The organism is Phaeovulum veldkampii DSM 11550, assembly GCF_003034995.1.
In the GTDB taxonomy this organism is placed as follows: domain Bacteria; phylum Pseudomonadota; class Alphaproteobacteria; order Rhodobacterales; family Rhodobacteraceae; genus Phaeovulum; species Phaeovulum veldkampii.
This window is the reverse complement of the sequence record NZ_PZKF01000014.1, coordinates 73,142-86,796: the sequence shown is the minus strand read 5'-3', so window position 1 is coordinate 86,796 and position 13,655 is coordinate 73,142. Positions and strand designations below refer to the sequence as shown.

At 66.5% G+C, this 13,655-nt stretch carries 12 protein-coding genes and 2 pseudogenes; 9 read left to right on the top strand and 5 right to left on the bottom strand.

The features are described 5' to 3' along the window. Nucleotides 1–259 (bottom strand): annotated as a pseudogene (locus C5F46_RS08010) (SPOR domain-containing protein); the annotation flags it as partial. Between the two features lie 99 nt (nt 260–358). Next, nucleotides 359–2,101, bottom strand: a complete 1,743-nt coding sequence (argS, locus tag C5F46_RS08005; protein ID WP_107324840.1) for an arginine--tRNA ligase — start codon at nt 2,099–2,101, stop codon at nt 359–361. A gap of 238 nt (nt 2,102–2,339) precedes the next feature. Between argS and C5F46_RS08000 the strand changes: the two genes are divergently transcribed. From C5F46_RS08000 to C5F46_RS07985, 4 genes are all read left to right on the top strand, one after another. Further along, complete coding sequence (locus tag C5F46_RS08000) at nt 2,340–3,899, top strand: DEAD/DEAH box helicase (protein ID WP_107324839.1); 1,560 nt, start codon at nt 2,340–2,342, stop codon at nt 3,897–3,899. 51 nt (nt 3,900–3,950) lie between these two features. After that, nucleotides 3,951–4,256, top strand: coding sequence for a hypothetical protein (locus tag C5F46_RS07995; RefSeq protein WP_107324838.1), 306 nt, complete (start codon nt 3,951–3,953; stop codon nt 4,254–4,256). Nucleotides 4,257–4,350: 94 nt separating this feature from the next. After that, nucleotides 4,351–4,536: a CTP synthetase gene (locus C5F46_RS07990; RefSeq protein WP_133618389.1), complete on the top strand. Its 186-nt coding sequence runs from the start codon at nt 4,351–4,353 to the stop codon at nt 4,534–4,536. Nucleotides 4,537–4,603: 67 nt separating this feature from the next. Further along, nucleotides 4,604–5,092 carry a cytochrome b gene (locus tag C5F46_RS07985; protein ID WP_168796830.1) on the top strand — a complete coding sequence of 163 codons (489 nt, stop codon included), beginning with the start codon at nt 4,604–4,606 and terminating at the stop codon, nt 5,090–5,092. On the opposite strand, the gene C5F46_RS07980 is transcribed toward C5F46_RS07985, so the two are convergent. Next, complete coding sequence (locus tag C5F46_RS07980) at nt 5,089–5,850, bottom strand: alpha/beta fold hydrolase (protein ID WP_107324835.1); 762 nt, start codon at nt 5,848–5,850, stop codon at nt 5,089–5,091. The two genes, C5F46_RS07985 and C5F46_RS07980, sit on opposite strands and share 4 nt — an antisense overlap. A gap of 66 nt (nt 5,851–5,916) precedes the next feature. Here C5F46_RS07980 and C5F46_RS07975 point away from each other — a divergent pair, with 66 nt between their 5' ends. Continuing rightward, nucleotides 5,917–6,288, top strand: coding sequence for a hypothetical protein (locus tag C5F46_RS07975; RefSeq protein ID WP_133618393.1), 372 nt, complete (start codon nt 5,917–5,919; stop codon nt 6,286–6,288). A gap of 61 nt (nt 6,289–6,349) precedes the next feature. Here C5F46_RS07975 and glyA read toward each other — a convergent pair whose 3' ends face one another. Further along, entirely contained in the window at nt 6,350–7,642 is a 1,293-nt protein-coding gene (glyA, locus tag C5F46_RS07970) for a serine hydroxymethyltransferase (protein WP_107324833.1), read from the bottom strand. Between the two features lie 156 nt (nt 7,643–7,798). On the opposite strand from glyA, the gene C5F46_RS07965 reads away from it, so the two are divergent. Continuing rightward, on the top strand, nt 7,799–8,554 hold the full coding sequence (locus C5F46_RS07965) for an NAD kinase (protein WP_107324845.1): 756 nt from the start codon (nt 7,799–7,801) through the stop codon (nt 8,552–8,554). A gap of 57 nt (nt 8,555–8,611) precedes the next feature. On the opposite strand, the gene prpE is transcribed toward C5F46_RS07965, so the two are convergent. Further along, nucleotides 8,612–10,507: a propionate-CoA ligase PrpE gene (gene prpE, locus C5F46_RS07960; RefSeq protein ID WP_107324832.1), complete on the bottom strand. Its 1,896-nt coding sequence runs from the start codon at nt 10,505–10,507 to the stop codon at nt 8,612–8,614. Between the two features lie 199 nt (nt 10,508–10,706). Here prpE and C5F46_RS07955 point away from each other — a divergent pair, with 199 nt between their 5' ends. The 3 genes and pseudogenes from C5F46_RS07955 (at nt 10,707) to C5F46_RS07945 (ending at nt 13,633) form a co-directional block, all read left to right on the top strand. Further along, complete coding sequence (locus C5F46_RS07955) at nt 10,707–11,099, top strand: cytidine deaminase (RefSeq protein WP_235820117.1); 393 nt, start codon at nt 10,707–10,709, stop codon at nt 11,097–11,099. 14 nt (nt 11,100–11,113) lie between these two features. Then, on the top strand, nt 11,114–12,421 hold the full coding sequence (locus C5F46_RS07950; protein ID WP_107324844.1) for a thymidine phosphorylase: 1,308 nt from the start codon (nt 11,114–11,116) through the stop codon (nt 12,419–12,421). Continuing rightward, a pseudogene (locus C5F46_RS07945) lies at nt 12,421–13,633 on the top strand (phosphopentomutase). Before C5F46_RS07950 ends, C5F46_RS07945 begins: the two are co-directional and overlap by 1 nt. Nucleotides 13,634–13,655: the final 22 nt, after the last annotated feature.

Sequence of the window (13,655 nt, the reverse complement as noted above, 5' to 3'; positions counted from 1 at the left end):
CCAGCCCGGCGGCCGCCACCGCATTCACCGACAACCCGACATGGCGTGCCAGATCGCCGCCCGGATCGTCGGGCGCCACGCGTGCCGGGCCTTCCAGCGCGCGCACCACCGGCACCCCGGTCACATCGCGCACCGCGAGCCGGTAGCCCCAGAACGCAAGCCCCGCGATCAACGCCAGCGACGTGGCCGCCCCCGCGTAGCCCACGGCCTTCGAGACATGAACAGCAACCGGGCGGCGCGCGGCGCCTGCCCTGCCCATGTCTTCGGCCGCGCTGTCGCGGAACGGAGTGCCTGCCATCAACTGCCTCGCTCGCCGTGGTTTCCGGCCTTGCCCGAACCCCCGCCAGCGGCGTTCTGATCAGCGCATTTCTTGGGCCGGGGTGACGCCAAGAATACCAAGACCGGCAGAAATGACAACGCCCGCGGCCCGCGCAAGGGCGATTTTCGCCTGCGTCATTGCCGGATCAGCCTGAACAAAGCGCAAGGACGGGTCATCATTGCCCCGGTTCCACAGCGAATGCAGATCAGAGGCCAGTTCGTAAAGGTAGAACGCCACCCGATGCGGTTCATTCGCGCGGGCGGCAATTTCCACCAGCCGCGGCCATTCGGCGATCTTGCGGGCCAGTTCCAGTTCCGCCTCATGGCCCAGCGCAGCCAGATCGGCGCCCGCCAGCGTGGCGTCGGACACGTCGATCCCGGCCTCATCGGCCTTGCGCAGCACCGAACAGACGCGGGCATGGGCATATTGGACATAGAAAACCGGGTTGTCTTTCGACTGTTCCAGCACCTTGTCAAAGTCGAAATCCAGCGCCGCATCGTTTTTGCGGGTCAGCATGATGAAGCGGGTGACATCCTTGCTCGCCTGTTCCACCACGTCGCGCAGCGTCACAAAGGTGCCCGCGCGTTTGCTCATCTTGAAGGGCGCGCCGTTCTTCCACAGCTTCACCAACTGGATCAGCTTGATGTCAAGCGGCACCCGCCCCCCAGACAGCGCCGACACCGCGGCCTTCATCCGTTTCACATAGCCGCCGTGGTCGGCGCCGAACACGTCGATCAACTGGTCGTAGCCACGTTCGATCTTGTCGTAGTGATAGGCGATGTCGGGGGCGAAATAGGTCCAGCTTCCGTCCGATTTCTGCACCGGCCGATCCACATCGTCGCCATGCGCCGTGCTGCGGAACAGCGTCTGTTCGCGTTCTTCCCAATCTTCGGGCAGCTTGCCCTTGGGGGCCTCCAGCACGCCCTCATAGATCAGGCCCATCTCGCGAAGGCGCCGCAGCGCCGCCTCGATCTTGCCGGTGCCATAAAGCGCCTTTTCGCTGGAATAGACATCCATCGTCACGCCCAGCAGCGCCAGATCTTCGCGGATCATCGCCATCATCGCTTCGGTCGCAAACTCGCGCACCTCGGCCAGCCAGACGGATTCCGGCTGATCCAGCAGGCTGGCGCCGTATTTGGCCTTCAGCGCCTCGCCCACCGGGATCAGATAATCGCCGGGATACAGCCCCTCGCGGATTTCAGGCTCCAGCCCGTTGGCCTCGCGGTAGCGTTCATAGGCCGACCGCGCCAGCACATCGACCTGCGCGCCGCCGTCGTTGATATAGTATTCGCGCGTGACAGCGTAGCCGGCAAAAGCCAGAAGCGCCGCCAGCGCATCGCCAAAAACCGCACCGCGGGTATGGCCCACATGCATCGGCCCGGTCGGGTTGGCCGACACAAACTCCACGTTGACCCTTTGCCCCGCCCCCAGGTCCGAGCGGCCGAAATCGCGCCCCGCGGCCAGGGCCGCACGGATCACGCCCTGCCAGACCGCCGGGGCAAGCCGCAGGTTCAGAAAGCCGGGGCCTGCCACCTCGGCCAGCGAAATGCGCGGATCGGCCCCCAGCCGGGCCGCCAGCGCCTCGGCAATGGCGCGCGGCGCAAGGCCTGCGGGCCTGGCCAGAACCATGGCGGCGTTGGTGGCCATGTCGCCATGCGCCGGATCGCGCGGCGGTTCCACCGCGACAGCAGACATGTCAAGCCCGGTCGGCAGGTCGCCCGCGGCCACCATCGCGCCCAGCGCATCAATCACCCGCGCGCGGATATCGGCAAAAAGGTTCATCTGTCATCCCTCACTTGGCCCGGTCCTGCCAGAGCATGCGCGCGGCGTCAATGGCGGCGGCAGGCCCTGCCCGGCGCGCACGCGACACGCTCGCTCCGCGAAAACCGCAGTTCACGTTGACGTTGGCGCACATATGGATTAGGGCAGGCGCAGCCGCAACCGGCGGCACATTCGCCCGGGGCGCCCGGATTTTGCGTCCCTCCCACTTGCGGGCCGATCCCGTATCTCAAGGACGCTGATGACCAAGTTTTCCGATCTCAAGCTCGACCCAAAGGTGCTGAGCGCCGTTGCCGAAGCCGGCTATGAAACCCCCACGCCGATTCAGGCCGGTGCGATCCCGCCCGCGCTGGAAGGCCGCGACGTTCTGGGCATTGCCCAGACCGGCACCGGCAAGACCGCCAGCTTTGTGCTGCCGATGATCACCCTGCTGGGCCGCGGCCGCGCCCGCGCGCGGATGCCGCGCAGCCTTGTGCTGTGCCCCACGCGCGAACTCGCCGCGCAGGTGGCCGAAAACTTTGATACCTATTCCAAGCACACCAAGCTGACCAAGGCGCTGTTGATCGGCGGCGTCAGCTTTGGCGAGCAGGACAAGCTGATCGACCGCGGCGTTGACGTGCTGATCGCCACGCCGGGCCGCCTGCTGGACCATTTCGAACGCGGCAAGCTGTTGCTGACCGGCGTGCAGATCATGGTCGTGGACGAGGCCGACCGGATGCTCGACATGGGTTTCATCCCCGATATCGAGCGGATTTTTGAACTGACGCCGAAACTGACGCGGCAGACGCTGTTCTTCTCGGCGACGATGGCGCCCGAGATCGAGCGTATCACCAACACCTTCCTGCACAGTCCGGTCAAGATTGAGGTGGCGCGGCAGGCCACCACCTCCGAGACGATCGAGCAACGGCTTTACGCACTGACGCCGACGCGCCGCGATCAGGCCGCCAAGCAAAAGCGCGAACTGTTGCGCGCGCTGATCCGGTCGGAGGCCGAGGCCTGCACCAACGCGATCATTTTCTGCAACCGCAAGACCGAGGTGGATATCCTCGCCAAATCGCTGAAAACCTATGGTTTCGACGCGGCGCCGATCCATGGCGATCTGGACCAGAGCCAGCGGATGCGCACGCTGGACGGGTTCCGCGATGGCAGCCTGCGGTTTCTGATCGCCTCGGATGTGGCAGCGCGCGGGCTGGATATTCCGGCGGTCAGCCATGTGTTCAACTTTGACGTGCCCAGCCATGCCGAAGACTATGTGCACCGCATTGGCCGCACCGGCCGCGCCGGACGCAAGGGCCGCGCCTTTACCATCGCCACCCCGGCCGATGACAAATATCTGGCCGCGATCGAGTCGCTGGTGAAAACCGCGATCCCGCGCGCCGAACTGCCCGAAGGGTTCGAACTGTCGGAGGCTGCCCAGCAGCCCCCGCGCGAGCGTGACGAGAAACCCGCCCGCGCCCGCACCGGCCGCAGCCGCGAGCGTGATCGGCGCGAGCCGAAAGCCGCCGCCGAGATCACCCCGGTCGAGGCCCCGCTGGCCGAGGCCGCGCGCCCCGAGCCGGTTTGGGCCGAACCGAACCGCCCCGAACCTGTGCGTGCTACCCCGGCGCGCAGCGAAGCGCAGCCCGAACCCTGCCTCGAACCCCGCGATGATCATCGCCGCGACCGCGACGACCGACGCGACCGCGGCGGCCCAGTGGTGGTGGGCATGGGCGATCATGTGCCCGATTTCATCCTGCGCAGCTTTCGCACGCTGAGCGCGCCGGTGACGGAAACCGAAACCGAGGACGAGACGGAAAGCTGAGGCCCATCGGGCCTTAACCGTTTGTTAACCAGACAGGGGCAAAATGGCGTCATGCGCCCCCTGCCCCTTTTTCTTTGCCTGTCTCTGTGTGCCTGCGCCTCGCCCGCGCCGCAGTTCTTTGGGGCCGACCGTCAGGATATCACGCTGGACGGCTATCGCTTTGCCGTGTTCCACAAGGCCAACCGCGCCGAGGTGATCCGACTGGGCTATCTGTCCCGCGCCGAACGCGCGGCGGTGCCCGCGCTGATGATCCGCGCCGCCGAGGATGCCACGGGCTGCACCGTCATCCCCGGATCGGTCGTCACCGGCCTGCCGGGCGACACTGGCGAGGCAAAGATGCGCCTGCGCTGCCCCTGACCCCCCCCCGCCGCGGGCAAAACGTGACCCAGATCAAGGACCGAAGGGCGGAAAAATGATTCCCTGCGACATCATCGCGCATTTCGGAGGGACCATGTTCCGGCTCTTTGCACTCATCTATACGCTCGCCGCCCCGACACTTGCCGGGATCTTCATCACGGCGCTTCTGACCATGAACCGCTTTGACGGCACCTCGATCATCTATGCCGCCGCGGCAGGTTTCCTGGTGGGGCTGCCGGTGGCCTATCTGGTGGCCAAGCAGTTGCGCGAAAACGCCTGAGGGTTGGCGGAACGCGGGGCACGGGCGTATCATCCGGGGCATTTCCCCCTGTTCCTGCGAGGCACCCATGAAAGTTACCCAAGGCTATTCCGGCACCCAGATTGCGCTGCACTGGATCGTGGCCGTTCTGATCGTGATGCAGTTCGGCTTTGGCGATGCCATCGCCACGGCCTTTGACGCGGCCTCCAAAGGCGAGGAAATCGCCTTCAACCCGATGATCCTGCAGCATGTCGCCGGCGGCGCGCTGATCCTGCTCCTCGGCATCTGGCGACTGAAACTGATCCTGACCCGTGGCGCCCCGGCCGCACCCGAAGGCGGCAAGCCCGCGGCAAAGATCCTTGCCAAGGCTTCCACGGGGATGCTTTACCTGTTCATGCTGGCGATGCCGATTTCGGGCTCGGTGGCGTGGTTCGGCGGCGTCGAGGCGGCGGCGAACATGCATAATCTGGGCAAGATCTTTCTGATGCTGTTCGTGCTGCTGCACATCGCGGGCGCCGTCTATCATCAGGTCGTTCTGAAGGACAACCTGATCGCCCGCATGATGAAGGCCGGCTAAGCCAGAAAATCGCGCAGCGCAGCCTCGAACTCGCGCGGGCGCTCGGCATGAAGCCAATGGCCCGCGCCTTCCAGTTCCGTGAACCGCGCCTGCGGAAATTGCGCCACTATCCCGGCCCGGTGTTCGGGCCGGACGTAGTCTGACAGCGCCCCGGTGACAAACAGCGCAGGCCCGTCGAACCGCCCCGCCGTGCAGGGCCAGCCGGTGATGGCATCCATCTCGGCCTTCAGCACCTCCAGATTGAATTTCCAGCGCACCGGATCGGCCCGCAGGTCCAGCGATTGCAGCAAAAATGCCCGCAGCGCCGGATCTGTGATCGCCTGCCCAAGCAGCTGATCTGCCTCGGAGCGAGAGACAAGACCGGTCAGGTCCATCGCCTGCATCGCGGCAATCAGGTGATTCTGGCTGTGGCCATAAGCCACTGGCGCGATGTCAGCCACGATCAGCCGCCGCACCCGGTCAGGCTGCGTCAGCGCCAGTTGCATTGCGGCCTTGCCGCCCATCGAATGGCCCAGAACATCGGCCTGCCCGCCATGAGCCGCGATCACCTCGGCCAGATCGGCGGCCAGATCGGCATAGCTGTGGCTGGCCAAAAACGGGCTGTCGCCGTGGTTGCGCATATCGACCGCGATCACCGGCCGATCCTCGGCCAGACGGCGGGCGATGACGCCCCAGTTGCGGCCTGAACCGAACAGGCCATGCGCGATCACAAGGGGGGGTTGCGCGCCGGGCGCGCCGTGCAAAATGAAATTCAGCATGAACGCAAGCTTAGCCCAGCGCGGCGGGGCCTTCCAGTCCCCGCGCCGGGCGGCTAGGCTGGCGCCATGACCCGGCAGACCCCACACCAGATGGCCGAAGACATCGCGCGCCTGATGCACGACAGGCTGGGCGCGCGCGGCCATGATCTGCGCGCCACGCTGACCCGGCTCGACCGGCACCTGCCGCGCAAGCTGCGACGCGAGGCCGAGGTGGTGGCGCGCGCCGCCGAACAGGCCGCGAACCCGCGCCTTGCCCCCCGGATCGACATGGCGCGGGTGCAGGCCGCGCACCAGGCCTGCCTGCACCATCTGCGGCCGCTGGGCCGCGCGGCGCGGGTGAAACGCTGGGCGCTAAACCTTGCCGCAGCGCTGATGCTGGTGGTTCTGGCCAGCGCCGCAGTGGCAATCTGGGCGCTGCACCGGGCCGGAAAATTGTAAAGGCCCCACAGGGGCCTTTACACGGTTTCAATACCTTGCACGTCAAAGCTCAGGTGATGCCTTAAAGCCCCGGATAGATCGGGAAGCGCGCGCACAGCGCCTCTACCTTGGCTTTGACCGCAGCCTCGACCGCACCGTTTCCCTCTTCGCCATTGGCGGCCAGACCATCGACAACCTCAACGATCAGCCGGGCGATTTCACGGAATTCCGCCTCGCCAAAGCCGCGGGTCGTGCCCGCCGGGGTGCCCAGACGCACGCCCGAGGTGACCATCGGTTTTTCCGGGTCAAACGGGATGCCGTTCTTGTTGCAGGTGATATGCGCCCGGCCCAGCGCCTTTTCCGTCGCGTTGCCCTTCACGCCCTTGGGCCGCAGATCGACCAGCATCACATGCGTATCGGTGCCGCCGGTGACGATATCCAGCCCGCCCTTCATCAGCTCATCGGCCAGCGCCTGCGCGTTCGCAACGACCTGGGCTGCGTAAACCTTGAACTCGGGGCGCAGCGCCTCGCCAAAGGCCACAGCCTTGGCGGCGATGACATGCATCAGGGGGCCGCCCTGAATGCCGGGGAAAATGGCCGAGTTGATCTTTTTCGCGATCTCTTCGTTGTTGGTCAGGATCATGCCCCCGCGCGGGCCGCGCAGGGTTTTGTGCGTGGTGGTGGTGGCCACGTCGGCATGGGGGAAGGGCGAGGGATGCGCGCCGCCGGCCACAAGACCCGCAAAATGCGCCATGTCCACCATCAGCAGCGCACCCACCTTGTCGGCGATGGCACGGAATCGGGCAAAGTCGATCTGGCGCGGAATGGCCGAGCCACCCGCGATGATCAGTTTCGGCTGATGTTCGACCGCCAGCGCCTCGACCTGATCATAGTCGATCAGGTTGTCTTGCTGGCGCACACCGTATTGCACGGCGTTGAACCACTTGCCCGACTGGTTGACGCTGGCGCCATGGGTCAGGTGCCCGCCCGAGGCAAGGTTCATGCCCAGAATGATGTCGCCCGGTTTCAAAAGCGCGGTGAACACGCCCTGGTTCGCCTGGCTGCCGGAATTGGGCTGCACGTTGGCAAAGCCGCAGCCAAACAGCGCCTTGGCGCGTTCGATCGCCAGATTTTCCGCCACGTCCACATACTGGCAACCACCATAGTAACGCTTGCCCGGATAGCCCTCGGCGTATTTGTTGGTCATCACCGAACCCTGCGCCTCCATCACGGCGGCCGAGACGATGTTTTCCGATGCGATCAGTTCGATCTCGTCGCGCTGGCGGCCCAGTTCGGACCGGATCGCACCGAACAGTTCGGGGTCGCGGGTTTCAAGCGGTTCGGTGAAAAAACCGGCGTCACGCTGGGCGGTCATGGGCGTCTCCTGCAGGAAATTTGGCTCGGTTTACCGCAGAACGGCGGGGGCAGGAAGAACCCAAAGCGACCTCACGGCAATTTGGCACGGCATGGGGGGCGGTGCTTGTGTTTCGCGCAGCCGCGGGCAAAGACTGGGCGGCAGGGGGACGACATCATGACGGCACAGATCCATTTCGCGGCCTCGACGGCGCCCACCGCACAGACGGCGATGGCGCGGCTGGTGGCGCGCTATGGGCAGGTTGCGGTGGCCGATGCCGACGTGATCGTGGCGCTGGGGGGCGACGGGTTCATGCTGGGCACGCTGCACGATCGGTCGGGCCTGCCGGTTTACGGCATGAACTGCGGCACCGTCGGTTTCCTGATGAACGATTATGCCGAGGACCGGCTACCCGAGCGGATCGAGGCCGCCGAGGCCGCAGTGATCAATCCGCTGGCGATGCGCGCAGGCGCGCCCGGCGGGCAGGTGCATGAGGCGCTGGCGATCAACGAGGTGTCACTGCTGCGCGCAGGGCCGCAGGCGGCCAAACTGCGCATCACCGTAAATGGCCGCGTGCGGATGGAGGAGTTGATGGCAGACGGGGTTCTGCTGTCCACCCCCGCCGGATCGACCGCCTACAACTATTCGGCGCATGGCCCGATTTTGCCGATCGGGTCCGAAGTGTTGGCGCTGACCGCCATCGCCCCGTTCCGCCCCCGGCGCTGGCGCGGCGCAATCCTGCCGAAATCGGCGGTGGTGCGCTTTGACGTGCTGGAACCCGACAAGCGCCCGGTCATGGCCGATGCCGACTCGCGCTCGGTCGAGCGGGTGCTGTGGGTGGAAATCCGGTCCGAACCGGCGGTGGCGCATCGCATCCTGTTCGATCCCGGTCACGGGCTGGAAGAACGGCTGATGCGCGAGCAATTCGTCTGATACGAACCGCCCGCCGGGGACCGGCGGGCGTTGAATGGTCTGCGGCCTTCAGCGCGGTTATTTCGCCTCGGGCAGGCCCAGCGCCTTCAGCGCCACAGTGATCTCATCCAGAATCGCGGGATCGTCGATGGTGGCGGGCATCTTGTAATCCTGCCCGTCGGCGATCTTGACCATGGTGCCGCGCAAGATCTTGCCCGAGCGGGTCTTGGGCAGCCGATCCACCACGCAGGCCAGCTTGAACGCCGCCACCGGACCGATCTGATCGCGCACGCGGGCCACGCATTCCTTGACGATCTGCGCATGCGGCCGGTCGCAGCCCTTGTTCAGGCACAAAAAGCCCAGCGGCGCCTGCCCCTTGAGCGAGTCGGAAATGCCGATCACGGCGCATTCGGCCACGTCGGGGTGCCCCGCCAGAACCTCCTCCATCGCGCCCGTGCTCAGCCGGTGGCCCGCCACGTTGATCACGTCATCGGTGCGCGCCATGATGTAAAGATAACCGTCTTCATCCATGTAGCCCGCATCGCCGGTTTCATAATATCCGGGGAAATGCTCCAGATAACTTTTGCGGAACCGCGCCTCGGCATTCCACAGCGTGGGCAGGGTGCCCGGCGGCAGGGGCAGCTTCACCGCGATCGCGCCCAGCGTGCCCGGCGCAACCGGGTGGCCGCCCTCATCCAGCACCTGTACATCATAGCCCGGCATCGGCACCGAGGGGCTGCCCACCTTGGTCGGCAACTGCTCGATCCCCAGCGGGTTCGCGGCGATGGCCCAGCCGGTTTCGGTCTGCCACCAGTGGTCCACAACCGGCACGCCCAGATGGCGCTGCGCCCAATGCACGGTATCGGGGTCGGCGCGTTCACCGGCCAGATAAAGCGCCTTCAGGCTGCGCAGGTTATAATCGCCCATCAGCTTGCCCTCGGGGTCTTCGCGCTTGATGGCGCGCAACGCGGTCGGGGCCGTGAAGAAGGATTTGACTTTGTAGTTCTGAATTACCCGCCAGAAAGCGCCCGCATCGGGCGTGCCTACGGGTTTGCCTTCATAGACGATGGTGGTGGCCCCCACGATCAGCGGCGCATAGCAGATATAGCTGTGACCCACGACCCAGCCCACGTCGGAGGCGGCCCAGAACACGTCGCCGGGGTCGATGTCGTAGATCGCCTTCATCGTCCAGTTCAGGGCGACCAGGTGGCCCGCGGTATGGCGCACCACGCCCTTGGGTGCGCCCGTGGTGCCCGAGGTATAGAGGATATAGGCCGGGTGGTTGCCCTCGACCGGCACACATTCGGCAGGCTCCACCCCATACTGGAAGGTGTGCCAGGCCACATCGCGGCCCTCGATCAGCTTGGCCACTTCCTGCTCGCGCTGGAAGATCACGCAAAAGTCGGGCTTGTGGTCAGATTGCTCGATCGCCTTGTCGAGCAGGGGCTTGTAATGCACCACGCGCCCCGGCTCCAGCCCACAGGACGCCGCGATGATCGCCTTGGGCTTGCAATCGTCAATCCGCACAGCCAGTTCGTGCGCGGCAAAGCCGCCGAACACCACCGAATGCACCGCCCCCAGCCTGGCGCAGGCCAGCATCGCCTCCAGCGCCTCGGGGATCATCGGCATGTAGATGATGACCCGGTCGCCCTTTTCAACGCCCTTGGCGCGCAGCCCGCCGGCAAGGCTGGACACGCGCTGTTGCAGATCGGCATAGGTGATGCCCTTGGTCGAATGGGTGATCGGGCTGACATGCTTGATGGCGATCTGCGCGCCGCGTCCGGCCTGCACATGACGGTCAACCGCGTTCCAGCAGGTGTTGACCATGCCATCGGCAAACCATTCGTAAAGCGGGGCTTTTTCCGCAAAAAGCGCCTTGGAAGGCGGATTAACCCAGTCGATCGAGCCTGCGGCCCGCATCCAGAACCCTTCGGGGTCTTGCCGCCATTCGGCGTAGACGTCGCGGTATGCCATGGAATGCCTCCTCCTAGAAGTTGCCGCTTGTTACGCCGCACATCCGGCAGACGCAAGAATGTTACCTTCCGTCTTCGCAATGATAGCGCAATCGGCGTGCCGCTGCGTCGGCAGGTCGCGGCGGGCAGGCCCGGCGGGGCGCTGCGGCTTGCATCGCGCCCGCGCTCGGCGCAGAATCACGCAAAGTCAGGAGGTCTGCATGTCCCTCATCTCTGCCGCATCCGAAGTGCGCGAAAACGCCTATGCCCCATATTCCCGGTTCAAGGTGGGGGCGGCGATCCGGGGCGGATCAGGCGCCGTCTATCGCGGCTGCAATGTGGAAAACGTGGCCTTCCCCGAAGGCACCTGCGCCGAAGCGGGCGCGATTGCCGCCATGGTCGCTGCGGGCGAGACCGAGATCATCGAGGTCTGCGTAATCGCCGACAGCCCCGCCCCGGTGCCGCCCTGCGGCGGCTGCCGCCAGAAACTGGCCGAGTTTGGTCGCCATGACGTGCCGGTGACGCTGGCCACCGTGGACGGCCAGCAGACCACCACCACAATCGGCGACCTGTTGCCCGGCCGATTTGACGCCAGCCACATGGACCGGGCCTGATGCAACCGCGCAGTCTGGATGCGCGCGCCATCATCGCCGCCGTCCGTGACGGGGCGGGGCTGAACGCGGCGCAGGCGCAGTGGTTCGCGCAGGGCCTTGCCTCGGGCGCGGTCAGCGATGCGCAGGCGGGGGCCTTTGCGATGGCGGTGCTGTTGCGCGGCATCGGGCCTGCGGGCCGTGTGGCGCTGACGCAGGCGATGCGCGATTCGGGGCAGGTGCTGACCTGGGATCTGCCGGGGCCGGTGGTGGACAAGCATTCCACCGGGGGCATCGGCGACTCGGTCTCGCTCTTGCTGGCGCCGGCGCTGGCGGCTTGCGGGGCCTATGTGCCGATGATCTCGGGGCGCGGGCTGGGCCATACCGGCGGCACGCTTGACAAGATGGAGGCGATCCCCGGCTATTCGGCGCTTCCCGATGCCAGTCGCCTGCGCGCCGTGGTGGCCGAGGTGGGCTGTGCCATCGTTGGCGCCACCGGCGAAATCGCGCCCGCCGACCGTCGCCTTTATGGCATCCGCGACATCTCCGGCACGGTGGAAAGCATCGACCTGATCACCGCCTCGATCCTGTCGAAAAAGCTGGCAGCGGGGCTGGAGGTTTTGGCGCTGGATGTCAAATGCGGCTCGGGCGCCTTCATGAAGACGGCCGAGGATGCGCTGGCGCTGGCCCGCGCACTGGTGGATACAGCCAATGGCGCGGGCTGCCGAACGGTGGCGCTGGTCACCGACATGAGCCAGCCGCTAGGCCATTGCGCCGGCAATACGCTGGAGGTGATCGAGGTGCTGGAAACCCTGACCGGCAGCCGCGTCAGCGAGGCGCTGTGGGATGTGACCACGGCGCTGGGGGGCGAGGCGCTGGCGCTGGCGGGGCTGGCGCCCGATGTGGCAGCAGGCAGCGACATGATCGACGAGGCGCTGGAAACCGGACGCGCCGCCGAAACCTTCGGGCGGATGGTCACAGCGCTGGGCGGGCCTGCCGATTTTGTGGAGCGGTTCCCCGATCGCCTGCCAGCAGCCCCCGTGCTGCGCCCGGTGCCCTGCCCCCGCGCGGGCTATGTGGCCGCAATCGACGCCGAGGCGCTGGGACACGCGGTGGTGCGGCTAGGCGGCGGGCGGCTGGTCGGCACCGACCGGATCAACCCGTCGGTCGGGCTGGCCGATCTGGCCGCCATCGGGCAAGACTGCGCAAGCGGCGAGCCACTGGCGCTGGTTCACGCCGCAACCGAGGCCGATGCCGAGGCGGCGGTGGCCGCCGTGCTGGCCGCCTATCGGCTGGACGACACCGCGCCGCCCGAACCCGACCTGATCCTCGAAAGGGTCGCCTGATGCCGCGCGCCTTTCTGATCGTGATGGACAGCGTGGGCGTTGGCGGCGCCCCCGATGCGGCGGCGTTCTTCAACGACGGGCGCCCCGACACCGGCGCCAATACGCTGGCCCATATTGCGCAGGCCTGCGCTGCGGGTCAGGCCGAACAGGGCCGCAGCGGGCCGCTGCGCATGCCGGTGCTGGACGCGCTGGGGCTGGGGGCGGCGGTAAGGCTTGCCTCGGGCACAGCCGCGCCGGGGCTGGGCGCCGAACCGCAGGGGCTGTGGGGCGCGGCCAGCGAGGTGTCAAACGGCAAGGACACGCCCTCGGGTCATTGGGAACTGGCGGGTGTTCCGGTTCCGTGGGACTGGACCTATTTCCCGAAAACCGTGCCCGCCTTTTCCGCCGACCTGAGCGCCGAGATCGCCCGACTGGCGGGCACTGCGGGCATCCTTGGCAACTGCCATGCCTCGGGGGTGACCATCATCGAAGACATGGGGGCCGAGCATCTGCGCACCGGCTGGCCAATCTGCTACACCTCTGCCGACAGCGTCCTGCAGATCGCCGCGCATGAAGAGGCGTTCGGGCTGGGCCGTCTGCTGGACCTGTGCCGCGCGCTGGCGCCCCGGCTTCATGCGATGCGCGTGGGGCGGGTGATCGCGCGGCCCTTTACCGGGGCGCCGGGCCAGTTTGCCCGCACCCCGAACCGCCACGATTATGCCATCCGCCCCCCCCGCCCCCACGCTGCTGGATTGGGCCGCCGCGGCGGGCCGGGCCACCCATGCGGTGGGCAAGATCGGCGATATCTTTTCCGGCAGGGGCATCGGCGCTCTGCACAAGGGGCAAAACGATCTTGCACTTTTCCAACATCTTTTGCGCCTTGCCGACGCAGCAGAGCCGGGATCGTTGACTTTTGCCAATTTTGTCGAATTTGACAGCCTTTATGGCCACCGCCGCGACGTTGCGGGCTACGCCCGCGCGCTGGAATGGTTCGACACCGCCGCGGGGCAGTTTATGGCCCGGCTGCGGCCCGGCGATCTGGCAATTTTCACCGCCGATCATGGCAACGACCCGACATGGAGCGGCACCGACCATACCCGCGAACGGGTGCCTGTGCTGGGCTGGGGCCTTGGCCCCCGCGCCATCGGGCAGGTGGGCTATGCCGATGTCGGCGCCTCGGTGGCGGCGCATCTGGGGCTGCACGAACGCGGCGCAGGCCACAGCTTTGTGTGACCGCGCCACCAGAACACCGAAA